This is a genomic window from Saccharopolyspora sp. NPDC003752 (assembly GCF_053605825.1).
In genome coordinates, this window is sequence record NZ_JBSGJZ010000048.1 from 22849 (window position 1) to 48896 (window position 26048).

The following is a 26048-nucleotide window of genomic DNA, read 5'->3' on the forward strand; positions in this document are numbered from 1 at the left end:
GATGGCCCGGATGCCGGGCTCAGACCGGATCCAGCACGTCCGCGTTGCCGACGGCGGCCATGAGCGCGCGGGCCTGATCCGCGGTCAGGACTCGACCTTCCGCGCGGGCGGCGTCGAACGCGGCGTCGCCCATCGCGGCGCGCGCGATGTCGGCGGCGCGGTCGATGTCGGGTCGTTCGGCGGGCAGCAGCGGCATCCCGGTGGCGTCGCGGAGGGCCTCGGCGGCGCCGAGCAGCCGGGCGGCGGTGTCGTGGTCACCGAGTGCCGCGGCGGCCGCGGCGGATCCGCCGAGTGCGAACGCGGCGTCGCGCGGGGCCTCGATGCGCTGGGCTCCGTCGAAGGCCCGCAGGTGTTCGGCCATCGCGGCGGCCGCTTCACCGCGCTGTTCCAGGACGTAGCCGAGTTCGACCTGGAGCATCGGCAGGAACAGCGGCGTTTCCGGGCCGTCGGCGTTGAGCGCGAGCAGTTCGCGGAGGTGCCGTTCGGCGTCGCCGGGCCTGCCGTCGCGGCGCGCGGTGAACGCGAGCACGATCGTTGCGAACAACCGGCCGGGGTCGTGGCCGTGGTCGGCGGACAGCACCAGCACCTGCTCGGCGAAGTCGCGGGCCCGGTCGAACTCGGCGTGCTGCATCGCGATCCAGCCGAGCCAGCCGAGGTGGGCGGCCACCTGGCCCCACATCTCCAGCTCCTGCGCCAGCACCAGCGCCTCGCGGTGGATCTCGGCGGCGCCGGCGAGATCCCCGGTCAGCTCGGCCAGGCCACCGAGCCATTCGGCGGCCTGCAGCCGGCCCCAGCGATCGCCCAGCTCGGCGAACGAGCGAGCCGCTTCCTGCGCGTGCCGCGCCAACGCGTCCACATCGGCACGGCTGTGCGCCGATTTCGCCAGTGCCAGCTGGATGGTCGCCACGCCCCAGCGGTCGCCCAGCTCGCGGCACGTCGAAAGGGTCTGCTGCACGGTCGTTTCCAGGTCCTGCTCGTCGCCCGAGTCCAATGCGGACAGGGTGAGGATCACCTCGGCGCGGGCGCGCACGGCCGGATCGTCGAGCGCGGCCAGCGCCGCCGAAACCTCGTTCCGGCGCGACGCGGCATCGTTGAAATCGCCCTGCTGGAAGGCGAATGTGAGGCGCCACGCCAACACCGGTGCCCGGTGCTGCGTGCTGCCGCCCAGTTCGAGCGCCGCATCGACCCAGCGGCGCGCCAAGCCGGACCGGCCGCGCAGCAGCCAGTACCAGGCGAGCGCGTGCACCAGCCGGAGCGCCGAGTCGGCGTCGACGTCCCGCACGAAACCGTCCAGCGCGGCACGCAGATTCGCGTCATCGGCGTCGAGACGGCTCAGCCAGCGCTGCTGATCGGCGCCGTGCAGCTCTGGTTCGGCGCGCTCGGCCAGCGCCAGGTAGTACGCATGATGTGCGTGCCGCGCCGCCACGTCTTCGCCGGCCTCCGCCAAGCGGTCGAGGCTGAACGCCGCCACCGATTCCAGCAGCCGGTAGCGCCGCCCGCTCTGCTGCAGCAGCGACCGGTCCACCAGCCGCGCGACGACATCGGCGACCGCCGCGGCGTCGAGGTGGCCGTCCGCACCGGCGGATGCCGTTGCGGCGCAGACGGTTTCGGCGGCTTCGAGAGTGCATCCGCCCGGGTGGATCGCGAGGCGGCGGAGCACGGCGCGTTCGACGTCGTCGAGCAGTCCCCAGCTCCAGTCGATCATCGCCGTGAGCGTTTGCTGCCGCGGCGGGGCGCCGCGGTGACCGGTGGCGAGCAGCCGGAACCGGTCGTCCAGCCGGGAGACCATCTCGTGCACGTCGAGCGCGCGAACCCGGGTCGCGGCCAGTTCCAGCGCCAGCGGAATCCCGTCGAGCCGCCGGCACAGGGTCGCGACCGCATCGGCGTTGTCGGCGTCCAGCGCGAAGTCGCGGGCGCTCGCGCGGGCGCGGTTCACGAAGAGCCGGACCGCGTGCGACTGCGCGAGATCGTTGAACGAGGTGTCCGGGGTGGGCACGGAAAGCGGTTGCAGCGGCACGATGTCCTCGCCGGGCAGGCGCAGCGGTTCGCGGCTGGTCGCCAGGACGTGCAGGTTCGGCGCCGCGCCCAGCAGGTACTCGGCCAGGTCCGCGGCGTGGTCGACGACGTGCTCGCAGTTGTCCAGCACCAGCAGCAGGTGCTTGTCGGCCAGCGCTTCGCCCAGTGCTTCGACGGCGTCGGCGGGCCCGTCCTCCGCGGCGCGGATGCCGATGATCTGCGCGACCTCTTCCGCGAGCCAGCCGGCCTCGTCGGTCGCGGTCGGCTGCAGCGGCCCCAGCTCGACCAGCCACGTGCCGTCCGGGAACCGGTCGGCCGCGCTCGCCGCCGCGGCCAGCGCGAGCCGGGTCTTGCCGACGCCGCCCGGCCCGGTGAGGCTGACCAGCCGCGATTCGGTGACCGCGCGGCCCAGCTCGCCGAGATCGGCGTCGCGGCCGATCAGCTCGGTGCGCTGCGCCGGGATGTTGCTGGTGCGCCGCCGAACCACGGGCTGCCGTCGCGGTGCGGCGAGGGCGGGATCCTGCGCGAGCAGCGACCGTTGCAGCTCGACCAGTTCCGGGCTCGGGTCCACGCCCAGTTCGTCGGCCAGCCGCCTGCGCAGATCCTCGTAGCCGTCGAGGGCCTCGGCCTGGCGTCCGGCACCGTAGAGCGCCCGCAGCTGGGCTGCGCGCAGGCGTTCGCGCAGGGGGTGCGCGGCGACGAATGTCGTGAGATCTCCCGCCACCTCGCGGTGTTCGCCCAACGACAGCCGCGCCTCGGCGAGTTCTTCGACGGCCACCAAGCGCAGTTCTTCCAATTGCGCGATGGCCCCCTGCGTGAAGGTCGCGTCGCGGAAGTCGGCGAAGGCGGGCCCCCGCCACAGGTCCACAGCCTCGGCGAGCACCCGGACCCGCGCCGCGGTGTCGGAGGTTTCGCGGGCGTCGGCCAGCAGCGCGCGGAAGCGCAGGGCGTCGACGTCGGCGGTGGCGAGGCGGTAGCCGGGCGGCGGCGACACCACCAGGTCCCGGCCGCCGGTCTCGGCGTCCTCCAGCGCGCGCCGCAGCTGCGAGGCCTTGGCCGCCAGCGTGCCCGCGGGATTGCCCGGCGGATCCTCGGCCCAGATGTCGTCCACCAGCCGGTCCGCGGACACCGGCTGACCGGCATCGACCAGCAGATCAGCCAGCAGGGCACGCACCTTCGCACCCGGCACGGGCACGACGGCGCCGCTGTCGGTCCACACCGTCAACGGGCCCAGCACACCGAAACGCATGAACGCAGCCTATAGAGCCTGTTTTCGCCCTCATCCCGCATATCGGCAGGTCGCGCTCTCTGCTTCGAAGCGGCGCCGCTCGGTGGCGGGACGGCGCTTTCGCGCGAAACCGTCATCGGCAGGCGTGGCGGACGGCGCTTTCGCGCGAGAACGGCACACCGGACCGCCTCCCACCGCCGCTGACCTGGGCCGGAAGGCGACCGTAAACAATCCGGAAGGTGCCGCGCGCACTGTGGTGACAACAAAGCGAACACCGCAAAACAGGAGATCACCATGAAGCGCATCGCCCTCGCCGTCACCGCCGGAACCGCAGCCACCGCACTGCTCACCGGGTGCGGCGCCGCCGATGCCCCGGCCGAACCGGCCGCCACTGCGGCTCCGGGGGCGTACGCCGATGTCAACGGCTTGCACATGTACTACGAGCGATATGGCACCCCGACCGACCAGCCGCCGCTGGTGCTGCTGCACGGCGCCCTGTCCGGCATCGGCACCGACTTCGGGCAGCTGATCCCGGAGCTCGCCAAGACCCGCGAGGTCATCGCCGTGGAGCAGCAGGCCCACGGCCGGACCGCCGACATCGACCGCCCGCTGCGCACGTCGCAGATGGCCGAGGACACCGTCGCGCTGCTGCGGCAGATCGGCGTCCAGCGCGCCGACGTCCTCGGCTACAGCATGGGCGCCGGGGTGGCGCTGGAGATCACGCTGACGCACCCGGACCTGGTGCGCAAGCAGGTGCTGCTCTCGGGCGGCCTGGGCGTCGACGGCATGCACCCCGGCGTGCTGGACGGGATCGCGGAACTGCGTCCGGAACACCTGCACGGATCGCCGTTCCACGCCGACTACCTGAAGAACGCGCCGCGCCCGGAGGACTTCCCGCAGCTGGTGTCCCGGGTCATCGACTACGACATGAACCCGGCCCCGCCGGTGTCGCCGGAGGCCGCCCGCTCGGTCAAGGCCCCGACGCTGACCGTGATCGGCGACTCCGACATCGTCCGGCCGGAGCACGCCGTCGAGATGTTCCGCCTCTTCGGCGGCGGCGTCATGGGCGACACCCCCGAAGGCCTGCCGAACGCGCAGCTGGCGATCCTGCCCGGCACCTCGCACGTCACCGCGCCGCACCGCCCCGAGCTGCTGCTGCCGATGATCCCGGCCTTCCTCGACGCGCCCGTCGAGGAAACCCGATGACGGGCGTGCTGGAGCACGGACTCGTGGACGAGCTCCACCTGCGGCTGTTCCCCGTCATCGCCGGTAGCGGGCAGCGGATCCTGGAAGGACTGACCACCCACCTGACGCCGGCCGGGACCACGACGTTCAGCAGCGGCATCGTGGTGGCCGTCCACGAACCGAAGTCGGACGCGATGTGAAAGCGCCGCCGCCCCAACGGATGTGGGAGCCCTCCGCGGAGGGCTCCCACATCCGTTTCGCGCCTTGCGCCGTGACCACGCGGAGCGCCGATTTCGCGCGAAATCGCCAACGACGCCGGGCGCCTTCGGGAGGAAGCTCGACCGCAGCCGTGCCCAAGGGGCCGTTCGCATCCTCCGGAGGCTCCGCCCGGCACCTCTTGCCGGCGTCGTCGACGAAGGCGCGTCAGTGGTGGCCGTGCCGGCCGAGGGTCTCCACGGGGGTCGCGCCGGGGCGGGTCCACTGCGGCACGGGGCGGCTGGTCGGGCCCCAGGTGGCGTTCCCGTCGGCGTCCGTGCGCCAGTACCAGCAGATCTGCGAGCCATGCCCGCCGACCGGCGAGCCGACCTGAGGGGCCTCGGGCCAGCCCTCGGGATTGTCCTCCCACGCCTCGCGGCGGCCGTAGGGCGTCATGTCGAGCAGGCCGAGGGACCCGTTGACCGGCTCGTTGCCGCGGCTCGTCGCGGAGTAGGTGAGGAACACGCGGTCGCCGTCGCGCAGGAAGCAGGTGATGTAACCCATGTCGCCGCCGACCGGCTCGTCCACGCCGCGCACCGAGTACCAGGGCTCGGTGTAGCCCATGAACTCGACGTAGGGGGCCACCTCCTCCCACCGGCCCGTGGTCAGGACGGCGAACGAGACGCCGCGGGCGTTGAGGTAAGCGGCGTCCCTCATGTGCCAGGCCGTGGTGGTGCAGCCCTCGCACTGCCCCTGGTGCGGCGCGCCGTCGTGCCACATGTGCTTGTAGACCACGAGCTCGTCGCGGCCCTGGAACAGGTCCAGGAACGGCACCGGGCCGTCGGGCCCGACGATCTCGACCGTCCCGTCGAACTCCACCATCGGCAGCCGGCGGCGGGCCGCGGCGAGGGCGTCGCCCTCGCGGGTGTGCGCCTTCTCGCGGACCAGGAGCTCGTCACGGGCGGCCTGCCAGGTGGCCAGGTCGACGACGGGCGGGCGGCCGGGCAGCGCGGCGGTCGGGTCACTCGGCGTGGTGGTCATGGTGTCCTCCGAGGTGGCTAGTGCCGGGCAGCGTCGTCCGAAGACACCAGAAAAGACCCGAGCCCCGGCCGGAACTCATCGCACCCGGACCACGTCGGGGTGACGAGTTCGCAGACGCGCGCTAAGGGAAGACGATCCGCCCGAGCGTCTCCCGCAGCTGGGCGACGACCTCGGCGGGCAGATCTCCGAAGTACGCGCCGTGCGCCTGGTCCACCAGCTCCTGCGCCTCGTCGCGCACCCGGTGCCCTTCCTCGGTGGCGGCGATCAGCCTGTTGCGGCGGTCCGCCGCGTCTGGCGTGCGCGCGACCAGGCCGCGCTCCTCCAGCTCGTCGATCAGTCCGACGATCTGGCTGGGGTCGAGCCCCATCGTCGCCGCGACGCTGCGCTGGTTGACGCCCGCCGATTGTTCGCAGGCCAGCACGAGCACCGAGTAGGAGCGCACCTTCAGGCCGAGCGGGACCAGCGCCTTGTTCACCGCGCCGAGCACCATTCCCCCCGCCCGGGAAAGCAGGAACCCGATGTCGTCCGCCAGCAACCGCGGCTGGGTCTCCGCCATGCGCCCTCCTCCGTGTAGCGGCGCAAGAGTAGCAGATCTCAATCATTGACATTTTCAATGATGGATGTTTGCCTGTGATCCACCCGACAGGAGGAGCATCGATGGATCTGAGCGGCAAGGTCGCCATCGTCACCGGCAGCGGGCGGGGACTCGGACTCGCATACGCCGAAGAACTCGCCCGCAACGGCGCCGCGGTGGTGATCAACGACGTCGACGAGGCCGCCGCGCACGCGGCCGTCGCCGAGATCGGCGCGGCGGGCGGCCGGGCCACCGCCGTCGTCGCCCCGGTCGGCACCGCCGAAACGGCCCGGAAACTGGTGGCCGGCGCGGTCGAGGCGTTCGGCCGGCTGGACGTCCTGGTCACCAACGCCGGCATCCTGCGCGACAAGGTGCTGTGGAAGATGACCGACGAGGACTTCGACGCGGTGCTCGACGTGCACCTGCGCGGCACCTTCACCTGCGTGCGCGAGGCCGTGCTGCGCTTCCGCGAGCAGGGCGCGGGCGGCCGGATCATCTGCATCGGCTCCCCCGCCGGCCAGCGGGGCAACTTCGGCCAGACCAACTACTCGGCGGCCAAGGCCGGCATCGTCGGCATGGTCCGCACCTGGGCCCTGGAACTGCAGCGCGCCGGCATCACCGTCAACGCCGTCTGCCCGGTCGCGGCGACCGCGATGACCGAGACGATCCCGTTCCTCGCGCCGCACATCAAGTCGATGAAGCGCGGCGAGCCGCTGCCCGCGGTCATCCGCCGCGAGGTCGGCATGGGCACTCCCCAGGACGCCGCCGGGATCGTCGCCTTCCTCGCGTCCGATGCCGCCGCCGGGATCACCGGCCAGGCGCTGTCGGTCGGCGGCGACCGGCTGGCGCTGTGGTCGCACCCGCAGCTGACCGCCACCGCCTTCCACGACGGCGGGTGGTCCGCCGACGACATCGCCGGGTCGTGGGGCGAGGCGTTCGCGGGCTCGGCCGAGTCGGTCGGCGAGGAGTTCCCGGCTGAGCTGGTGGCGAAATGAGCCCGGCCCGCTACGAGTGCGGCGTCGACTTCGACGCGATCGAGGCCATCGACATCCACACCCACGTCGAGATCGACGCCTGCGGGCATCGATCGCTGGACGACGAGCTGATGGCCGCCTCCGAGAAGTACTTCAAGTCCGGCGAGGAACGCACTCCCCGCATCGAATCCATCGCCGCCCACTACCGCGAGCGCAACATGGCCGCCGTCGTGTTCACCGTCGACGCCACCTCGGCCACCGGGCACGGGCCGAACTCCGTCGAGGAGATCGCGGAGCTGGCCGCCGCCCACAACGACGTGCTGATCCCCTTCGGCTCGGTCGATCCGTGGCGCGGCGAGGAGGCCGTCGGGCGGGCCCGCGCGCTGGTCGAGGACTACGGCGTGCGGGGCTTCAAGTTCCACCCGAGCCTGCAGGGCTTCGAGCCCGACGACCGGCGGTTCTACCCGCTGTACGAGGCCATCGCGGCGGCCGGCGTGCCCGCACTGTTCCACACTGGACAGACCGGAATCGGCGCCGGGCTGCCGGGAGGGCGCGGCATCAAGCTCCGCCGCTCCGACCCGATGCTCCTCGACGACGTCGCCGCCGACTTCCCGGACCTGACGATCATCATGGCCCACCCCGCGGTGCCGTGGGTCGACGCGCAGATCTCCATCGCCACCCACAAGGCCAACGTCTACCTCGACCTGTCCGGCTGGTCCCCGAAGTACTTCCCGCCCCAGCTCGTCAGGGCGGCGAACTCCGTGCTGCGCGAGAAGGTGCTCTTCGGCTCCGACTTCCCGGTGATCCAGGTCGACCGCTGGCGCAGGGATTTCGCCGCCCTCGACATCAAGCCCGAAGTGGCGCCGCTGATCTTCAAGGAGAACGCCCTGCGCGTCCTGGGCATCAAGCGCTGACGCCGCCCAACACCGACAGGAGACCCATGTCCACCACTCGCGTCGCGACCCTCGCCGACCTCAAGCCCTTGGCGGGCAAACCGCTGGGAACCAGCTCGTGGATCGAGGTGCCGCAGGATCGGATCAGCACCTTCGCCGACGCCACCGACGACCACCAGTGGATCCACGTCGACCCCGAGCGCGCCCGGGCGGAAAGCCCGTTCGGCGGGCCGATCGCGCACGGCTACCTGACGCTGGCGCTGATCATCCCGATGTGGGCCGAGGTGCTCGCGGTCGACAGCGTGACCATGGCCGTGAACTACGGGCTGAACAAGGTCCGGTTCACCAGCCCCGTGCCCGCCGGCGGCCGGGTGCGGCTGACCGCCGCGCTGAAGACGGTCGAGGACCTGCCGAAGGGCGGCGTGCAGCTGACCGTCGACGGCAAGATCGAACTCGAAGGCGCCGAGCGGCCCGCCGTGGTGGCCGAGCCGGTGTACCGCTTCTTCGAATAGCGGCCCCGCACATCCCCGAGGAATACGGAGAGAACCGTGCCATTCACACAACGGCGCATCGCCAAGGCGGCTGTCGCGACCTCGTTGGCGGCGCTGGCCTTCACCGCGTGCATCAGCGCCGGCAGCGCGGCGCCGAAGGCGGATTCGCCATCGGCCAGGCCCGGGCCGGACGGAACCACCTTCTGGGACGTCTACGAGCAGCCCCCGGAAACGGCGAAACCCGGCGACATCTACTGGATCCAGCCGCGGTCCGACGCACCGAGCGGGGCCCGGGGCTGGAACGTCGTCTACGTCTCGGAAATCCAGCCCGGCATCAAGAAGTACGTGTCCGGCGAGATCTACGTGCCGACGGGCGCGAGCAACGCCCAGCGCGACATGGTGCTCTGGAACCACGAGACGACCGGGTTGGCGGACAACTGCGCACCATCCCGCCGAAGCCTGCGCGAGGGCGACCGGTCCCGAGTCCCGGCGATCCAGGACCTGCTCGGCCAAGGCCACGTCGTCGCGATGAGCGACTACCCAGGGCAGGCGCTGCCCGGCCCCTCGCACTACATGGCGGGCCAGGTCAACGCGCGGGCGTCGCTGGACGTGCTGCGCGCCGCGCGGAACCTCCCCGAGCTCAACGCCTCCAACCGGTTCGTCGAGTACGGCTGGTCGCAGGGCGGCCAGACGACCATGCACGTCGAATCGATCGCACGGACCTACGCCCCGGAGTTCGAGGGCCTGGGCGCCGCGCTCATCGCGCCCGCCGTCCGGATCCGCGAGCTGACCGGCAATTCGATGCAGCACCCGGAACTGGCCGGCTACGTCATCTCGACGCTGCCCGGGATCAAGGCCGCCTACCCGCACCTGCGCTACGGCGACTTCCTCACCGCCGAGGCCATGGAGCAGCTACCGGTGCTCGCCGACGGCTGCTTCGACATCTGGGACAGCGCGAGCACCTTGCGCGACCCGTACCAGCCGGGCGCGATGTCCCCCGACGGCCCCTGGTGGAAGGCGCTCACCGCGGTGGACGACTTCCGGCCCGCGGGCACGATGCCGTTCGCCGTCTACCAGGGCTCGGCGGACACGACGACGCCTGTCGAGCTGACCGCCCGCGAGCGCGCGGCCCTGTGCCAGGCCGGGTCCTCAGCGGACTACCACGAATTCCCAGGGCTCGACCACGAATCCGTCGTCCCGGAGGCGGCCGCGAGGTTCCCGGGCTGGGCCGCGGACCGGTTCGCCGGCGAGGCGGCGCCGAGCAACTGCCCCCAGGGCTGATCGCGCCCGGTCCGCGACGACGACCCGAAGGAGACCCACCGCATGCGTAACGTTGGCACCGGCACCTGGCCGCACCGCCGCGCCCGCCTCTCCTCCGGCAAGACCGCGATCACCTTCCGCGGGCGCGCCACGACCTACCGCGAACTCGACGACCGGGTCACCCGGCTGGCGCACGCGCTGCGCTCGTTGGGGGTCGGCCGCGGCGACCGGGTCGCGCTGCTGAGCACGAACCACCCCGCTTATCTCGAAACGCTGTTCGCCGCGGGCCTGATCGGCGCGATCTTCGTGCCGCTCAACGCCCGGCTGACCGCGCCCGAAGTGGACTACGCGATGCGGGATTCGGGCGCCGCCGTGCTCGTCCACTCCCGGGAACTCGGCGAGGTCGCGCGGTCGGCCGCCGGCGACGCGACCCGGATCGTCCTCGACGCTGCGGACCCGGACGCTCGCGGGTACGAGGAGCTGATCGCGGCGGCCGATCCGTCCCGCATCGACGAGCCGGTCTCCCACGACGATCCGTGCTTCATCATGTACACCTCCGGCACCACCGGCCGCCCGAAGGGCGTGGTCCTCACCCACGGAAACATCGTGTTCTCCGTGATGAACGCCGTCATCGACCTCGACCTGGACAGCCACGAGGCGGCGCTGGTGTGCGCGCCGCTGTTCCACACCGCCGCCCTGGACGTCGTCGCGCTGCCGACGCTGCTCAAGGGCGGCAACGTGATCGTCGAAGAGCGCTTCGAGCCGGGCCGGATCCTCCAGGTGCTCGAACGCGAGCGCATCACCTACACCTTCGGCGTGCCGACCATGTTCGACGCGCTCAGCGCCCACCCCGCCTGGGAGACGACCGATCTGAGCGCGATCCGGCGGGTGATCGTCGCCGCGGCCCCCGTCCCGCCGCGCACCCTGCGCACCTACACCGAACGCGGGATCAAGATCTGCCAGGGCTACGGCCTGACCGAGACCGGCCCGGGCGCGCTGGTCCTCACCCCCGACGACGTGGAGCGGAAGCTCGGCACGGCGGGCGTGCCGCACTTCTTCACCGACGTCCGGATCGTCGACGCAGACGGCCGCGAGGTGGCGCCCGGCGAGCGCGGCGAGATCCAGATCTGCGGCCCGAACGTCATGCGCGAGTACTGGAACCGGCCGGACGCCACCGCCGACACCTTCACCGACGGGCGGTGGCTGCGCTCCGGCGACGTCGGGGTCGCGGACGCCGACGGGTTCGTCGCCGTCGTGGACCGCCTCAAGGACCTGATCATCTCCGGCGGCGAGAACATCTACCCGGCCGAGGTCGAGGCGGCGATCCTCGAAATGCCGGGAGTCACGGGCTGCGCGGTCTTCGGCGTGCCGCACGAGAAGTGGGGCGAAGTGGGCTTTGCCGCTGTCGCGCTGGAAGACGGCTACGAGCTCGACCACGCCCGGCTCGCCGAGTTCCTCGCGCCCCGCCTGGCCAAGTACAAGATCCCGCGGTCGCTCGTCGTGGTCGACGAGATCCCCCGCAACGCCACCGGAAAGATCCGCAAGGACCTCCTCCGGAGCCGGTTCACCTGAATCCCGGAGCTTCGCGCGAACTGGGCGACCGCGGCCATCCCGGTTCTGCGCGTCCCTCATTCCTCCGCACCTCACCGAAGGAGTCCCATGAGTGCTTCTGCTGCGGCCGAGCAGCTCTCGGCGCCCGAACGCGCGACGGAGGCGCGCCGGGTCGTGCTGTCCAGCTACCTCGGCAGCACCCTGGAGTACTACGACTTCCTGCTCTACGGCACCGCAGCGTCGCTCGTGTTCGGGCCGGTGTTCTTCGCCGGTCTCCCGCCCGCCGTCGGCACGATCGCCTCGCTCGGCACGTTCGCGGCCGGCTACCTGGCCCGCCCCCTAGGCGGTGTCCTCTTCGGACACTTCGGCGACCGGGCCGGGCGCAAGGCGATGCTCGTCCTGGCCATGACCGTCATGGGCGTGGCATCGGTCCTCATCGGACTCGTTCCGCCCGCGTCGGTCATCGGCCCGTGGGGCGCGATCATCCTCGTCGCCCTGCGGGTGCTCCAGGGCATCGCCATCGGGGGCGAATGGGGCGGGGCCGCGCTGATGGCGCTCGAACACGCCGAGCCGAAGCGCCGGGGCTACATGGCCGCGTTCACCAACGCCGGTGCCCCGACCGGAGCCGTGCTCGGCACGCTCGTGATGACGCTGTTCGCGCTGCTGCCCGAAGACGAATTCATGCGGTGGGGCTGGCGAATCCCGTTCCTGCTCTCGGCCGTCATGCTCGCGGTCGGCCTCTTCGTGCGCGCCAAGGTCTCGGAAAGCCCGATCTTCCGGGCCGCGGCCGAACGGGCCGAGAACGAGCCGGGCGCCCCGCCGATCATCGAGGTGCTGCGGCGGCCCAAGGCCGTGGTGGTGGCGGCGTTCGCGTGCCTGGCCGGATTCGCCCTGCAGACCGCGTTCACCACCTTCGGCATCACCTACGCCGTCGAACACGGCACGCCGAAACCGGATGCCCTGCTCGCGTTCGCGATCGGCCAGTTCTTCGCCATCTTCTTCACCCTCGGCTACGCCCGGCTGTCCGACCGGCTCGGCCGGCGCCCGGTGATGCTCTTCGGACTAGCGGCGATGATCGTGCTGGTGTTCCCGATCCTCGGCCTGCTCACGACGGGGAACTTCGCGACCGTCACCGCCGCGTTCACGCTGTACACGTTCTGCCACGGCGCCATGTACGGGCCGATGGCGGCGTACATCTCCGAGCAGTTCGGCACCCGAACCCGCTACACGGGCGCCTCGCTCGGCTACCAGCTCGCCACCCTGCTCGGCGGCGGCTTCACACCGGTCATCCTGGCGACCCTGGCCGCATCGTGGGGCAACGCGATCGTCCCGGTGGGCGGGTTCCTGATCGCGCTCGCCATCCTCAGCGGCGCAGTCCTCCTAGCCACCCGCGAAACCAAGAACAACGACCTGACCACGATCCACTGATGCCGGCAGGGATCGACCGAGATCACGGCGAACAGCGCGTTCACCCGTGAACCAATCAGGGCCCGGTCGGCGGGTTCATTCGCGCTCCGCGCCCGCTGGCCACACGACGTTGACCGGGATTCCGCGTTCACGCGCGGCCTGCACGACATCGCCTGTGCCACCGTAACCGCCCGATGGCCGCCCGTCCCAGACGGCGAGCATCGCGTCAACGCTGCCGAGGACGTACTCGCTGGCGGCCATGTAGGCGTCGCGGTTGGATTCCTCGAACGGCATGGTGCGAACCTGCGACGCCTCACCGATCAGCTCGTCGAACTCGGCGGCGTTGTCCGGCTTCACCTTGCGCTCGCGGTAGTCGGCGGCGGGAAGCACGACTTCGAAGGACCCGCCCACGTCGAGCACTGCTCGCGCGAAGATCTGGTCGGCGCCGCGGGCGAGACAGGTAACCCCGGCGAGTCCTTCACGGTGGACGGACAGCGCAGCCGCCAAAGCTTCCCGGACGAGGGGAACGCTCGCGGCTGTGAGGTTCGAGTGCCCGGTGATTCCGATACGCGGCAACTCCGGCCCTTTCGTCGCTCCTGGTCAGGCTGCAATGAGGTCGCGAACCGCATCGCGCGTACTGCGCACCGCCGCGAACGTCGAGAACGGCTGCGACTCACGCCAGAAGTCTCGCAGCCTCTCCCCGACACGACCGGCCGCCCACCGCTTGGCGATGGGCAGGGCCTCGTCGACGAGCTCGCACGCTCGGTCGGGTTCCGCTGTGACGAGGTATGTGCGGGCGAGTCCGATCAAGTCGAATGCCCGGTTCCTGACGCATGATGGATCGCGCAGCTCCAGGGCACGGCTGATGTACTGCTGAGCATGCCGCGCTTCCTTCGGTTCCTGGCGCGCGACAGCGAGATCGCGCCACCGCGCACCAAGCACCCCGTAGAGTTCAGCCTGGTCGAGGCCCTTTACTCGCTGATCGGATTCATCGTCGATGGACTCGGCGAAGTGGTCTTCGGCGAGCCCGGCAGCCCGACGAAACTGCTGCGCTGTCCCGGTTTGGGCATGGGACCACGCTTCACGAGTGGCCAACAGGGCGCGCAGGATCGGGCGCGCGGATTTCCTGGTGCCGTACTGGGCGAGTTGGACGAGCTCAAGGCCATCATCGAGCTGCCCCAGGTCGAAGCACTGGCGCGCGAACGCAGCAAGGGTGACCGCGGCGAAGTTGCCGTCGCCGCCGACCTTGGCGAACTGCACGGACAGCGTGTAGTAGCGCTGGGCGGCGCGGTGCAGACCGGAGTCCCACGACATCGACGCGGCGATCTCGGCCAGCTCGGCGCCCACGAGGAATCCCTCGCGTGTCGCAGCACAGTCGGACGCGTCCTTGAGTCGGTCGCTGACGTCGTTGAGCACCGCGATGACGGCTTTGCGGGCGAGTAGTCCGGTCGGTGCGTTGTTCCAGCCCTGGAGTTGTCCCGTGATTTCCCGCCAGCCGTCTAGTTCAGCTCCGCTGATCGCCGCGGTGCCCGTGAGCCGGACGTGCTGGGGCACCAGCCAGCCTTGCAGGGGCTCGGTGAGGGCTGCACCAGCGACGGCCGCTGCGGAGACCAGCGCTTTGCGTCGCGAAAGGGTCACGTCCTGACTCGTCATTTCTTCGGCAGTGGCTACGACGTCAGAAGGATGCCAGCCCGTCGGCTGTTCGTCTGCCCCCGCGGATCGAGACGGTGCCGGTGCCTGCCTACGCGGAGTGAACCCGAGTTCGCTGTCGGACTTCGCGCCGAGCACTGCACGAAATCCCGCGCGATAGGCCGCGCCCGGCCATCTGACTTCGCCACGCTCGTACCGCGCGATCTGGTGTCGATCGAGTTCGTACCGCTTGCCGGTCGACTCGAACAGGTATCGGTTCACCTCGTCGGCCAGCTCGGACCGCGACATGCACTCGTCAGGGAGGCGGCGGGACGCGGTGGCCTCCCGTGCTGCGCGAAGCGACGTGTTCGGCGTCGGCACGATGTCCCCTTTCACGATCGATCACCGAGTGTATCCACATGAGCGCAGCGGGTCAGATCGCGATCTGTCCCGTGATGGCCCGGAAAACGTGTCGGATGCCCCGCACTTTCCGACGAAGGTCAGAACATGACCAACTCGGGAGCGTCGGCAAGTCTGGAGGGCGGCCCGTCCATGAGCACGTCCAGGATTGACCTCTTGCTGACCGAGCTACGCCGCAATGCGTGGGGGTTGTGGGTGTTCGGTCCGAAGCACGGTCCCGACATCCTGGCGGCGGTGCGCAGGTGGCAGACCTGCACGGACGTGGTGATCCTCCGCGGTGAGGACGGAGAGAACGACGCGACGGCTTACCGGACACCGACCATGCCGGGCTTGGACCTGTTCGTGCCCGAGCTTGTGTCGTGGCAGTACCACTCATCGGCGGTGTGGACCCTGCGCGCCGTCCTCGCACTTCCTGAACCAGGGCACCCCCAAGCGCCGATCGCATTGCTGAAGCCGAGCCTGTTGTGCTTCCTGCCACCTGATATCGGCCGCCCCATCGCCTACCGGCCAGCGTCGATGAGCGGCGACCCACCGCACGCGGCGCAGCCGGTCTCCCCGTGAGCCGAAGAAGTGAGCACCGATGACCCGACGTGATTGGAGCGAACTACCGGCCGCCGTGCGTGCCGCGATCGAGAACCACTGCGGCACCGTGACACGAGCGGTGCTCCCGGACGCCGGGCGGAACTCGGACGTGTCCGCCACCCTGCACACCGGTGGCGGACGCGTCCTTTTCTGCAAGGCCGTTCAGCTCGACACGCCGCAGGCCCGGATGCACCGGCACGAGGCGCAGGTGAATCCGTACCTTCCGCTGGGCGTGGCTCCGCGGCTGCTGTGGCAGTCCGAGGTCGACGGATGGCTGTTGCTCGGCTTCGAGCACGTGCCGGGGCACCACGCCGACCTCTCGCCGGGATCACCGGACCTGCCGCTGGTCGCCGACACCTTGCACACGATCGGCGACGCGTTGACCCCGTCGCCGGTCAACGCGCCGCGGCTGGCTGAGCAGTGGGCGCGGCTGTCCGCATGGCGCCGCCTGGCCCACGACCAGGACGTCGAGTCCGACGAGTGGGTGCGGGACCGGCTCGACGAGTTCGTCGATCGCGAGCACCGCGCATTCACCGCGATCGACGGCGACGCGCTCGCCCACACCGACCTCCACCCGCTCAACGTGCTGGTGTCCGATCGGGCGCGGGTGGTCGACTGGGCGTGGTCGCGCCGCGCCGCGCCGTGGGTCGACGCCGGGCTGCTGGTGCTGCGCCTCATCGACGCCGGCCACACCCCGCCGGCTGCCGAACGATGGGCCGACGACGTCGTACCCGCATGGTCTTCGGTGGGCGAACAACTGCGCACCGACTTCGCCGTCGCCGTGCTCGGAGTTTGGCACCACATGGCCGGGGTCAGCCCCGGACCGCAGCGCGCGCCGCTGGTCGGAGTCGCGCGCCGCTGGGTTGCTCATCGGCTCGGAGACTCCGTCCCTCTGATTGCCGTGCAGCAGTAGCCAGAAGCGGAACGTGGGCTGACCAGGATCCGATGGTGGATTCGCTCCTACGGGGTCCGGGTCAGTTGTCGTTTGAGGATTTTTCCCGTTGCCGTCATCGGTAGGGCTTCGACGAATTCGATCAGCCTTGGGTACTTGTAGCTCGCCATCTGCTCCTTGGACCAGGCGATCAGCTCCTCTTCCGTGATCTTCGCCGCCTCCGCCAGGATGACGAACGCCTTGATCTCCTCGCCGTGGCTGTCGTTCTCGACTCCTACGACCGCGGCGAGGGAGACCGCTTCGTGGCTCATCAGCACCTCTTCGACCTCCCTCGGGTAGACGTTGAACCCTCCTCGGACGATCATGTCCTTGGCCCGGTCGACGATGTAGTAGAAGCCGTCGCCGTCCTGGCGGGCCAGGTCGCCCGTGCGGAACCAGCCGTTGCGCATCACCTCGGCCGTCTCCTCCGGCCGCTTGAGGTAGCCCTTCATGACGTTGTGGCCGCGGATGGCGATCTCGCCCACCTCGTCGGCTCCGGTCACCGCGTTCCACCGAGCATCGACCAGCTCGACCGCGACACCCCAGACCGGCAGGCCGATCGAGCCCGGCTGGGGCGCCTGCCCGCGCGGGCTGAAGAGGGCCAGCGGTGACGTCTCGGACAGGCCGTAGCCTTCGAGGATCCGGACGCCGAAGCGCTGCTCGAACCGCGAGTGGATCTCCACCGGTAGCGCCGCGCCGCCGGAGATGGCCAGCTTCAGGTTCCGCGCGATCCGCTCGACGTCGACGCCTTCGCCGAGCGCGCCGAGCAGGCCCCAGTACATCGTCGGGACGCCCGCGAACACCGTGACGTCCTCGCCGACCATCAGCCCCAGCGCCGCCCGTGCTTCGAACCTCGGCAGCAGGACCAGGGTCGCGCCGACGGAGAACCCCGCGTTCATGTCGATGCTCTGGCCGAAGGAGTGGAACAGCGGCAGCGCGACCAGGTGCGTGTCGTGCTGCACCGGGGTGCTGCCGAACATCTGGTTCGCCGTCAGGGCGTTCATCACCATGTTGGCGTGGGTGAGTTCGGCGCCCTTCGGCCGCCCGGTCGTGCCGCTGGTGTAGAGGATCACCGCGGTGTCGGTCGCCTCCCGCACCACGGTCTCGAACTCCTCGGGCTGGGCCGACAACGCTTGCGCCAGCGTCTCGGTCTCCCCGGCCGGTGCGGTGCTCTCAGCCGTGATGACGAACATGTCCCGGCAGCCCGGAGTCTGCCGGAACGCGGCGCGGCCGCGTTCCGCCGTCGGCAGGCTCGGATCCCCCTCGAAGCAGAAGTACGCCCGGGCGTCCGAATCGGCCAGGTGGTAGGCGATCTCCCGTTCCTTGAGCAGCACGTTGAGCGGTACGACGACCGCACCGGCCTTGAGGATCCCGTAGTACACGGCGGGGAACTCCGGCACGTTCGGGCAGGTGACCGCCACCTTGTCGCCCGGCCGGATCCCCCGGGAGACCAGGAGGTTCGCGATCCGGTTGGCGAGCGCGCCGACCTCCGCGTAGCTCAGCCTCCGGTCACCGCACACCAGGGCGTCGCGCCGCGGATACCTGCGGGCGGAGTCGTCGAGGAACATGGCCAGGTTCAGCACGCTTCGTCTCCTACGTCGTGGTTCGGCGGTGTCAGTGCGCGGCGTCTTCGTGCGTCCGGGCGAGCTCCCGGACGAATTCCTCGGCCCGCGGCCACGGCCCGTACCCCGAGGCGGGGTTCAGGTGCCCGACCGCGCCGAGGTCGACCAGCCGGCTGCCCCAGTCCCGGGCCAGTTCGGCCACCTGAGCCAGCCGCGCGAGGGGGTCGTTCGTGCTCGCCGCGACGATGCTGGGGAACGGGAGCAGTTCGCGCGGCGTCGGCAGCCAACCGTTGCGGTCCAGGTCGTCCGGTACCGGGTAGCCGTCGGGCAGCCGCGACTCGAAGTCCGGCGGGGTCGCCAGCAGGGCGCCCCGGATCTCGCGCGCGTGCCGCTGCGCCCAGTGGACGGTGATCATCACCCCGGCGCTGTGCGCGACGATGACGATGGGCCCCTCGATGTCCGCCACGACGCGGTCGAGTTCTGCGACCCGGGCTTCCCGGCTGAGCTTGTCGTGTTCGAGCGGCGGCACCGTGCGGGTGTTCGGCAGCTTCCCGGCGAGATGGGTCTGCCAGTGGTCGGCCACGTGGTCCCGCAGGCCCGGGACGATCACGACAGTCGGGTTTTCGGGGTTGTTCAACTGCTGCTCCGATCTTGCGCTTCGGTCATGCCGAAGGACGTCTGTCGAGTGCCGCGAGCCGCCGCAGCGCATCCGGGTAGCGGTGCTTCCCGATCAGCAGCGCCGCGATGGCTCCGAGGTAGACCAGCGGGGCGAGTTGCAGCGCCCCCAGCAGGCCGAGGCGATCGGCCAGGAGACCGATGACGAACGGCCCCGCGGCCAGGCCCAGGAGGCTGTTCGCCAGGGTCAGCGACCCGAACCCGGTGGCCCGCACGGACGCGTGCGTGAGGTTGGCGACCATGGCGGTGGCGGGCCCGGACGCGCCCGCCGAGAAGAACGCGCCGCAACCGATCACGACGAGCTGCGGAACGCCTTCCGGCAACTGGAAACCGATGATCAGCAGGACGGCGGCGGCCGCGCCGTAGGCGATCGAGGTGGTCCACTTGCGCTCCGGGCGCCGCCGGCTGGCCCGGTCCGTGATGACGCCGCAGACGATCATCCCGGCGCCGATGAGCAGGACCAGGATCGCCGAGACGAATCCGGCCGCGTCCGGGCTCATGGCGTGGTACCGGTTGAGGTAGCTGGGCGTCCAGGCCAGCAGCACGGCGGCGACGAACATCTGCAAACCGCTTCCGACGTAGGCGCAGAGCATGGAAGCGTTCGAGAACAGGCTGGACAGCGGAGCCCGGTATCCGCCGGTCGCGCCCGGCTCGACGGCGGCCTCGTCCTCGAACCGGTGCTGATCCAGCCTGCGCTGCGTGACGACCAGCCGGAACAGGACGACCAGGACCAGGCCGACGACGGCCATGAACGCCAGGGCCCAGCGCCAGCCGAAGTGGACGGCGATGAAGCCGCCGAGCGCGACGCCGATCGTCGAGCCGAACGAGCCGCCGGCCATGAACGCACCGCCGAACGTGGCGCGGACGTGGGGCGCGAACACGCTGAGCACCACCGCGATTCCGACGCTGCCGTAAGCGGCTTCGCCCACCCCCACGAGGAATCGTGCGCCGAGCAACTGGCCGTAGTCGGCCGCGATCGCGCACAGCACCGTCGCCAGACTCCAGATGGTCGCCATCAGCACCAGGCTGCGGACGCGCCCCCACCGGTCGGCGAGTACCGACAGCGGGAAGGTGAGCAGGCCGACCATCATCGCCACGACGCTGGTCAACAAGGCGAGCTGGGAATCGGACAGCGCCCACTCGGCCTTCAGGAAGGGGAACACCGCGTTGAGAACCTGCCGGGACATGTAGTCCGACAGCAACAGCCCGAAGGTCAGGGCGAAGACGACCCAGGGGTAGATCCGCGGCTTGGCGGCCGCGGTCCCGCTGGGGAGTTCCCGGGTGGGCAGAGCGTGCGACTTCATTGTCACTCCTCGGCTTGCTGCTGGTGCGTCCGGTGGAAAACCCGTCCCCCTGGCGAAAACCGGGGCCGGGGCGCGGGCCCTCGTGAGGCGCCGCGCCCCGGCCTCCTCCAATTGCGTCCGGTGGTCTCCGGCCGCTAGGCGTGGTGCGTGAAGCCGACCTGCCCCGGCTTGCGGTTCGGGGCGAACCCGATCTTGGCGAGGGTCTCGTCCGCGTCGGCGTAGGTTTCGCCGATCTTGTAGATCTCGCGGGCCTCCTTGCCGGTGGCCACCTCGCGGCCGAGCTCGCCCGCGATGCGCACCAGCTGCTCGATCTGCTGGACCGAGGTCAGCTTCGCGCCCTTGCGCCCCCAGATGGTGTCCTCGTTGCCGCACCGGGTGTGCAGCCCCATGGCGATGGCCATCGCGTTGACCGGCAGGACGCTGCGCATGAGGGTTTCCAGCGTCAGCACCGCACCGTCGGGGACGCGGCGGATGAACTCCATGATGTTGTACGGGTTGGGGCCGTCGAACCCGCCGCCGATGCCGACCCAGGTGACCATCAGCGGTCCGGTGTAGACACCGCGCCGGATCAGCCGCTCGACGGTTTCCAGCTGCGGGATGTTGGCCAGCTGGAAGTGCGGCTGGATGCCGGCCGCCTGGAGCCGCTTCAGGTGCTCCTCGACCCAGGCCGGGCCGGCCGGCACGTACATCTCGCGGTACGCCTCGGCCACCGCCGGCCGCGCGAGCGAGGTCCCGGCGACGTCGTCGTCGGTCATCAACTCCATGATGTTCATCTGGTTGGTGTTGATGGCGATGGTGACCTGGTCCGGGGCCGGGTCGAGTTCGGCCAGCATGTGGCGGGTGTCGTCGCTGAGCCACTTGGCATCGGCGCCTTCGCCTTCGGGCGCGAACGAGATCGAGCCGCCCACCTGCAGGATCATGTCGGGAACGGCTTCCCGCAGCCGGCCCAGCAGCTCGTTGAACTTCGACAGCCGCTTGGACCCCTTGCCGTCGAGCTCGCGCACGTGGATGTGCAGCACCGTGGCCCCGGCGTTGTAGCAGTCGACCGCCTGCTGGACGTGCTCGTCCATGGTCAGCGGGAGGTCCTCCCGGAAGTCCTCCGGCTCCCACTCGGGCCCGTAGGGGGCCGCAGTGATGACGAGCTTCTCCTGGTTCTCGGGGAACAGCGAGTCGTCGTGGAAGTGCATCGTTCTTCTCCTTTTCCGAAGCGGCGGAACGAAAATCCCGGAGGGAGGTCAGAACGGCCGGTCGCCGATGATCCCGGCGCGCTCCATCTTGCGGACCGCGGGCCAGTAGTCCTGGACCGCGTAGTGCTGCGTGGACCGGTTGTCCCAGATCGCGACGCTGTTCTTGGTCCAGCGCCAGCGCACCTGGTACTCCGGGATCGCGGCCTGGGCGATCAGGTAGTTGAGCAGGTTGCTCGCCCCGGGCGCGTAGTCGCTTCCGAAGCGGACGTTCTCCGGCGTGTGGAAGTTGACGAAGTGCGTGGTGAACGCGTTGACGAAGAGGACCTTCTCCTCGGTTTCGGGATGGGTGCGCACCACCGGGTGCTCCGCGTCGGGGAATCGCGCCTTCAGCCGGTGACGCTCCTCCACCGGCAGCGCCGCGCCGAAGGAGGCCTCGATGCTGTGCCGGGCGCGCAGCCCTTCGATCTGGTGCTTGATGTGGTCGGGGAGCTTCGCGTACGCCTCGGCCATGTCGACCCAGATCGTGTCGCCACCGACCGCCGGGCCTTCCACGCACCGGAGCACGCATCCCATGGGCGGGTTCACCCGCCAGGTGGCGTCGCAGTGGAAGGCGTTCTCGTAGTGCTCGGCGGGGCTGTCGAGGTCCTTGTAGATCCGCACCAGGCCCGGGTTGTCGGGATCGCTGCCGGCCACCGGGTGGTCTTCGAGCGATCCGAAGCGCCGGGCGAGCGCCACGTGGTCGGCCCGGCTGATGTCCTGGTCGCGCAGGAACAGGACCTTGTGCTTGAGCAGCAAGGCGTGCAGTTCCTCGAACAGCACGTCGTCGTGCGCGACATCGCCGAGGTCGACGCCGAACAGCTCGGCGCCGATGGTGCACGTGAGCGGCTCGTGCTCGATCGTGGTCGGCCGGGCCATCTGGACTGCGTTGGACATGATTCCTCCTCGGGTTGGTTGGTCGCGCCGTCGCCCGGAAACCGTTGCGGCGGCGAGGATTCGCTGCGTCAGAGGGAGAAGACCGAAGACCCGATGCTGCGGCCCGCTTCGAGGTCGCGATGGGCCTGCACCGCGTCTTCGAGGGCGTAGCGCTGGTTGATGCCGATCCGGATCCGCCCGCCGGCGACGTGGCCGAACAGCTCACCCGCCAGCTCCGCGCGCTCGGCCGGGTCGGCGATGTAGTCGGCGAGCGCGGGGCGGGTGACGAACACCGATCCCTTGATGGCGAGTTGCATCGCGTCGATGGGCGGGACGGGGCCGGACGCGGTGCCGAAGCACACCAGCAGGCCGCGCCGGGCGAGCGAATCGAGCGAGGACTGGAAGGTCGCCGCGCCGATGCTGTCGAAGACGACCGGGACGCCCGCCCCGTCGGTGATCTCCCGGACCCGCGCGGCCACGTCCTCCCGCTTGTAGAGCACGACGTGGTCGCATCCGTGAGCGCGCGCGACCTCGGCCTTCGCCTCCGTCGACACCGTGCCGATCACGTTGATCCCCAGCAACTTCGCCCACTGCAGGAAGATCAGGCCCACTCCCCCGGCCGCGGCGTGCAGCAGGACGGTGTCCCCCTGACGCAGCGGGTGGATGCGGCGCAGCAGGTAGGAAGCGGTGAGCCCGCGCATGGTCATCGCGGCGGCCGTGTCGAAGCCGATCTCGTCCGGGAGCGCGATCAGCGGCGCGGCGGGCATCACGCGCTCGGTGCTGTAGGCCCCGAGCGGGCTACCCGTGTACGTGACCCGGTCCCCTTCCCGGACGTGCTCCACCCCGGCGCCGACGGCTTCCACGACACCGGCGGCTTCGACGCCCATGCCCGCGGGCAGCGGGGCCGGGTAGAGGCCGGTGCGGAAGTAGGTGTCGGCGAAGTTCAGCCCGACCGCTTCGTGGCGGATGCGGACCTCGCCCGGGCCGGGATCGCCGACGTCGACGGTCTCCCACCGCATGACCTCCGGCGCACCGGTCTCGTGGAAGCGAACGGCTCGTGCCATGGCGTGCTCCTTCGCGGCACGGACGCATCGCCCGTGCCGTTGCTCGGTTGATTTCCCTGTCCGCCCGGTCAGTTCGACCGGGCGATGACGTCCCGGGGCGTCACTCCCCCGCGCCCCCGCGGACCGCCGTACCCGGCCGTCTCCCAGGTGAAGTCCGGCGGCAACTTGCGTCCATTGTGGAGAGTCAGCCAGAGCCGGCGCAGGAGGTCGTCGGCCGCCGGGCCCGCGATGCCGCCGCCCTGGGCGTGCGCGTGCAGGACCGCGTAGTTGTTGAACAGCTGGATGTCACCGGGCTCGACGTCGAAGCCGAACCGGAATTCGGCCGCGGCCGCGAGCCCGTCGATCAGCTCGAACAGCGCCACGTCGGCGGGTTCCAGCCGGGGAACCTCCGGGTACCGCTGGGCCGACTCGATGTCGCGCCGGGCGTAGCGGACGCTCAGCTTGCCGTCGCACCAGCACGCCAGCGGAACCGAGCGGTAAGGCCTTTCCGCTGGGAGCTGCTCGCCCCAGCGGTCGAACCCGAAGCGCGTGTACATCCGTTCGGCCAGGAGCGGATCCCGCCCCAGCAGCTCGTTGTACAGCGCCGCCGAGCTCACCACGGTGCTGCGCCCGCCGAGCCGCGGGCTCAGCAGCGCCGCGACATCCGAGCCACCCGTCCGCGGTTCCGGCCCCGCCGCCGCACCCGGGATGCGGCCGAGCTTGCGCCCGAAGGAGTCCTGCGAGACCGGAAAACCCAGGTACTGGGCCATTCCCCAGAAGAGCGTGTTGATCTCGGCATCGTCGTACCGCTGCACGGGAAGTCCTTTGATCACGGCGAAACCGCGCCCGTTCTCCAGCGCACGAGCGATGCGTCGCAGCTCCGCCCCCAGTGAGGGAAGGGGAAACCGCTCGCTGGTGATCCGGAGGAGCACGATCCCGTTCTTCCGCACCGCTTTCAGCGCGGAGTCCAGCTCGTCGAGGTGGGACGGCGAGAGCTCGAAACGCCACTCGGCCGGGTCGTCGAGGTCGGCCGCCCGCCACGCCGCAGCAGTCCGGCACGGCTCCCGCAGCACATCGGCGGACGGGGTCCCGATCGCCGGGGAGCCGCACTGCGTCGCTGGTTCGGCCATGACGTTCTCCATCGGAATCTCGGAGCGGGATCGGCTGTGATGGAGGCGACATTATGCGTCGACGAGGACCAGGTCTTATCCTCACGGGACACGATGATTATCACTTGGTGACATCGCGGAGAGTGATGATGAAGCCCCTCGCCCGCTACGCCTCGCTGAACAGCTACATCGACGTCAGCCACTCGGTCGGCATCGAGCCGACCCGGCTGATGCGCGGCGTCGGACTCGACCCGGCGGGGATAGCGCTCCAGGACAGGTGGATCCCGGCCGTGTCCGTCATCCGGCTCCTCGAACGGTCGGCGGCGGAGTCCGGGCACCAGGACTTCGCGCTGCAGCTGGCCGAACGCCGCCGCTTCGCCAACCTCGGCCCGCTGGGCCTGGTCATCCGCGAGGAACCCGACGTCCGCAGTGCCCTGACGATCCTGATCCGCCACGAGCACATGTACAACGAGGCCCTGCGGATGCACATGGTCGTGCGCAACGGCCTGGCGACCATCCGCGTCGGCTTCGAACTCGGCGAGCAGACCGAGACCAGGCAGGCCACCGAGCTCGCCCTCGGCACGCTGCACCGGCTCCTGCGCGATTTCCTCGGATCGCTCTGGCAGCCGATCGCGGTCTGCTTCACGCACCGCGCACCGGCCGACGCGAGCACCCACCGGAGGGTTTTCGGCCCCACGGCCAAGTTCGAGCAGGAGTTCAACGGGATCACGTTCTACGCCCACGACCTCGACGTGCCCAACAAGCGGTCGGACCCGCAGATGCGCAACTACGCCTACCAGATCCTCGATTCCCTTGATGTGCAGGGGGAAACGACGACGTCCAGCCGGGTCCGCGAGCTGATCGAGATCCTGCTGCCCACCGGTCGCTGCTCGGTCGAACAGGTCGCGCGCAGCCTCGGGGTGGACCGCAGGACGGTGCACCGCCACCTCGCCGACGCGGGCGAGACGTTCTCGTCGATCCTCGACGCGACGCGGGCCGAACTGGCCGAGAACCTGGTGGGGAACCGGCGGTACAGCATGACGGAGATCGCCGAACTGCTGTCCTTCTCCACACCGGGCAACTTCTCGCGCTGGTTCCGGGGCCGGTTCGGGTGCAGTCCCAGCCAGTGGCGCAGCCGCCGGTGATCCGCCGTCAGGGCTGGGTGGAGAGGGTCTGGCGCCAGTGCTCGGCGGCCTGGACCATGTCCCGGCCGAGGTGCTGGAAGAACCGGCTCGTGGCGCCCAGGCGGGCCCCGGCCGGGGTGGCTCCGCCGAGGAGATCGGCGCCCTGCCCGGTCAGGTCCGCCCACCTGGCCATCGACCCGACGCTGGCCAGCCACGCCTGGTACCAGACGTGCTCGTCGATCACGTACCGCTCCCGCCGGCCGTCGCGCTCGCGCCCGACCAGGCCCCGCTGTTCGAGCCAGCCGACGGCCTTGGAGACGGACGCGGGGCTGACCTGGAGCCTGGCGACGAGCTCGGCGGCGGTGGCGCTGCCGGTGTCGCTGGTGAACAGGTAGGCGAGGATCCTGGCCATCATCGCCGGAAGCCCCGTCTCGACCATCATGCCGACGAACCGCTCCTCGAACTCGCGGACCGACCGCGGGTCGCGCCCGTCGGTGTCGGCGGCCGGGATTTCCGGGTGCCCGCCCGGTTTGCGGCGCCGGGCCCGCCACGCGGTCGCCTGCTGCGCCTGGTTGGCCCGGTAGCCCCGGACCCCGCCGTTGCGCGCGACCTCGCGGCTGATGGTCGACCTCGGCCGCCCCAGCTCGCGGGCGATCTCCGCGTACCCGAGCCCGGCCGCCAGTCCGGCGGCGACCCGCCGACGCTCCTCGTGGGTCAGACGACCTCCCGGCATCCCAGCCTCCACTCCGCCACTT

General features: G+C 70.5%; 24 protein-coding genes. 11 read left to right on the forward strand and 13 right to left on the reverse strand.

What is annotated here, in order from left to right:
• Positions 1–19: 19 nt before the first annotated feature.
• Entirely contained in the window at positions 20–3265 is a 3246-nt protein-coding gene (locus tag ACWEV3_RS37475) for a BTAD domain-containing putative transcriptional regulator (RefSeq protein ID WP_452618442.1), read from the reverse strand.
• A 273-nt stretch (positions 3266–3538) separates the two neighbouring features.
• On the opposite strand from ACWEV3_RS37475, the gene ACWEV3_RS37480 reads away from it, so the two are divergent.
• Positions 3539–4450: an alpha/beta fold hydrolase gene (locus tag ACWEV3_RS37480; RefSeq protein ID WP_452618443.1), complete on the forward strand. Its 912-nt coding sequence runs from the start codon at positions 3539–3541 to the stop codon at positions 4448–4450.
• A complete protein-coding gene (locus tag ACWEV3_RS37485; RefSeq protein WP_452618444.1) occupies positions 4447–4629 on the forward strand; it encodes a dihydrofolate reductase family protein in 183 nt (60 codons plus the stop codon). The genes ACWEV3_RS37480 and ACWEV3_RS37485 overlap by 4 nt, the downstream gene beginning before the upstream one ends.
• A 223-nt stretch (positions 4630–4852) precedes the next feature.
• Here the strand turns inward: ACWEV3_RS37485 and ACWEV3_RS37490 are convergent, their stop codons facing one another.
• Together ACWEV3_RS37490 and ACWEV3_RS37495 are read right to left on the reverse strand one after the other, a co-directional pair.
• A complete protein-coding gene (locus tag ACWEV3_RS37490; RefSeq protein ID WP_452618445.1) occupies positions 4853–5665 on the reverse strand; it encodes a DUF899 domain-containing protein in 813 nt (270 codons plus the stop codon).
• 121 nt (positions 5666–5786) lie between these two features.
• Positions 5787–6221: a MarR family winged helix-turn-helix transcriptional regulator gene (locus tag ACWEV3_RS37495; RefSeq protein WP_452618446.1), complete on the reverse strand. Its 435-nt coding sequence runs from the start codon at positions 6219–6221 to the stop codon at positions 5787–5789.
• Positions 6222–6322: 101 nt separating this feature from the next.
• Between ACWEV3_RS37495 and couN the strand changes: the two genes are divergently transcribed.
• The 6 genes from couN (at position 6323) to ACWEV3_RS37525 (ending at position 12836) form a co-directional block, all read left to right on the forward strand.
• Positions 6323–7234, forward strand: a complete 912-nt coding sequence (gene couN / locus ACWEV3_RS37500; protein WP_452618447.1) for a 4-hydroxyphenyl-beta-hydroxyacyl-CoA dehydrogenase — start codon at positions 6323–6325, stop codon at positions 7232–7234.
• Positions 7231–8127, forward strand: coding sequence for a 4-hydroxyphenyl-beta-ketoacyl-CoA hydrolase (gene couO, locus ACWEV3_RS37505; RefSeq protein ID WP_452618448.1), 897 nt, complete (start codon positions 7231–7233; stop codon positions 8125–8127). The genes couN and couO overlap by 4 nt, the downstream gene beginning before the upstream one ends.
• A gap of 26 nt (positions 8128–8153) precedes the next feature.
• A complete protein-coding gene (gene couM / locus ACWEV3_RS37510; protein ID WP_452618449.1) occupies positions 8154–8618 on the forward strand; it encodes a p-hydroxycinnamoyl-CoA hydratase in 465 nt (154 codons plus the stop codon).
• 36 nt (positions 8619–8654) lie between these two features.
• Complete coding sequence (locus ACWEV3_RS37515) at positions 8655–9878, forward strand: lipase family protein (protein WP_452618450.1); 1224 nt, start codon at positions 8655–8657, stop codon at positions 9876–9878.
• 42 nt (positions 9879–9920) lie between these two features.
• Positions 9921–11429 carry an acyl-CoA synthetase gene (locus ACWEV3_RS37520; protein ID WP_452618451.1) on the forward strand — a complete coding sequence of 503 codons (1509 nt, stop codon included), beginning with the start codon at positions 9921–9923 and terminating at the stop codon, positions 11427–11429.
• A gap of 87 nt (positions 11430–11516) precedes the next feature.
• Positions 11517–12836, forward strand: coding sequence for an MFS transporter (locus tag ACWEV3_RS37525; protein WP_452618452.1), 1320 nt, complete (start codon positions 11517–11519; stop codon positions 12834–12836).
• 75 nt (positions 12837–12911) lie between these two features.
• Here ACWEV3_RS37525 and ACWEV3_RS37530 read toward each other — a convergent pair whose 3' ends face one another.
• Positions 12912–13391 (reverse strand): hypothetical protein, encoded by a 480-nt coding sequence (locus tag ACWEV3_RS37530; RefSeq protein WP_452618453.1) that lies wholly within the window; start codon positions 13389–13391, stop codon positions 12912–12914.
• Positions 13392–13415: 24 nt separating this feature from the next.
• Positions 13416–14840, reverse strand: a complete 1425-nt coding sequence (locus tag ACWEV3_RS37535; protein WP_452618454.1) for a hypothetical protein — start codon at positions 14838–14840, stop codon at positions 13416–13418.
• 111 nt (positions 14841–14951) lie between these two features.
• On the opposite strand from ACWEV3_RS37535, the gene ACWEV3_RS37540 reads away from it, so the two are divergent.
• A complete protein-coding gene (locus ACWEV3_RS37540; protein ID WP_452618455.1) occupies positions 14952–15425 on the forward strand; it encodes a hypothetical protein in 474 nt (157 codons plus the stop codon).
• A gap of 19 nt (positions 15426–15444) precedes the next feature.
• Entirely contained in the window at positions 15445–16359 is a 915-nt protein-coding gene (locus ACWEV3_RS37545; RefSeq protein WP_452618456.1) for a phosphotransferase family protein, read from the forward strand.
• A 47-nt stretch (positions 16360–16406) separates the two neighbouring features.
• Here ACWEV3_RS37545 and ACWEV3_RS37550 read toward each other — a convergent pair whose 3' ends face one another.
• From ACWEV3_RS37550 to ACWEV3_RS37580, 7 genes are all read right to left on the reverse strand, one after another.
• Positions 16407–17960: a long-chain-fatty-acid--CoA ligase gene (locus ACWEV3_RS37550; protein WP_452618457.1), complete on the reverse strand. Its 1554-nt coding sequence runs from the start codon at positions 17958–17960 to the stop codon at positions 16407–16409.
• Between the two features lie 31 nt (positions 17961–17991).
• A complete protein-coding gene (locus tag ACWEV3_RS37555; RefSeq protein ID WP_452618458.1) occupies positions 17992–18576 on the reverse strand; it encodes an RBBP9/YdeN family alpha/beta hydrolase in 585 nt (194 codons plus the stop codon).
• A gap of 25 nt (positions 18577–18601) precedes the next feature.
• Positions 18602–19918, reverse strand: a complete 1317-nt coding sequence (locus tag ACWEV3_RS37560) for an MFS transporter (RefSeq protein WP_452618459.1) — start codon at positions 19916–19918, stop codon at positions 18602–18604.
• A 134-nt stretch (positions 19919–20052) separates the two neighbouring features.
• Positions 20053–21105: a 3-keto-5-aminohexanoate cleavage protein gene (locus tag ACWEV3_RS37565; RefSeq protein ID WP_452618460.1), complete on the reverse strand. Its 1053-nt coding sequence runs from the start codon at positions 21103–21105 to the stop codon at positions 20053–20055.
• A 48-nt stretch (positions 21106–21153) separates the two neighbouring features.
• On the reverse strand, positions 21154–22038 hold the full coding sequence (locus ACWEV3_RS37570) for a TauD/TfdA dioxygenase family protein (protein WP_452618461.1): 885 nt from the start codon (positions 22036–22038) through the stop codon (positions 21154–21156).
• 68 nt (positions 22039–22106) lie between these two features.
• The gene (locus ACWEV3_RS37575; RefSeq protein ID WP_452618462.1) at positions 22107–23081 is read right to left on the reverse strand and encodes a quinone oxidoreductase family protein; all 975 of its coding nucleotides are present in this window, start codon (positions 23079–23081) and stop codon (positions 22107–22109) included.
• 68 nt (positions 23082–23149) lie between these two features.
• Positions 23150–24190 carry a TauD/TfdA family dioxygenase gene (locus tag ACWEV3_RS37580; protein ID WP_452618463.1) on the reverse strand — a complete coding sequence of 347 codons (1041 nt, stop codon included), beginning with the start codon at positions 24188–24190 and terminating at the stop codon, positions 23150–23152.
• Between the two features lie 125 nt (positions 24191–24315).
• Here ACWEV3_RS37580 and ACWEV3_RS37585 point away from each other — a divergent pair, with 125 nt between their 5' ends.
• On the forward strand, positions 24316–25314 hold the full coding sequence (locus ACWEV3_RS37585; RefSeq protein WP_452618464.1) for an AraC family transcriptional regulator: 999 nt from the start codon (positions 24316–24318) through the stop codon (positions 25312–25314).
• A 7-nt stretch (positions 25315–25321) separates the two neighbouring features.
• Here the strand turns inward: ACWEV3_RS37585 and ACWEV3_RS37590 are convergent, their stop codons facing one another.
• Entirely contained in the window at positions 25322–26026 is a 705-nt protein-coding gene (locus ACWEV3_RS37590; RefSeq protein WP_452618465.1) for a helix-turn-helix domain-containing protein, read from the reverse strand.
• Positions 26027–26048: the final 22 nt, after the last annotated feature.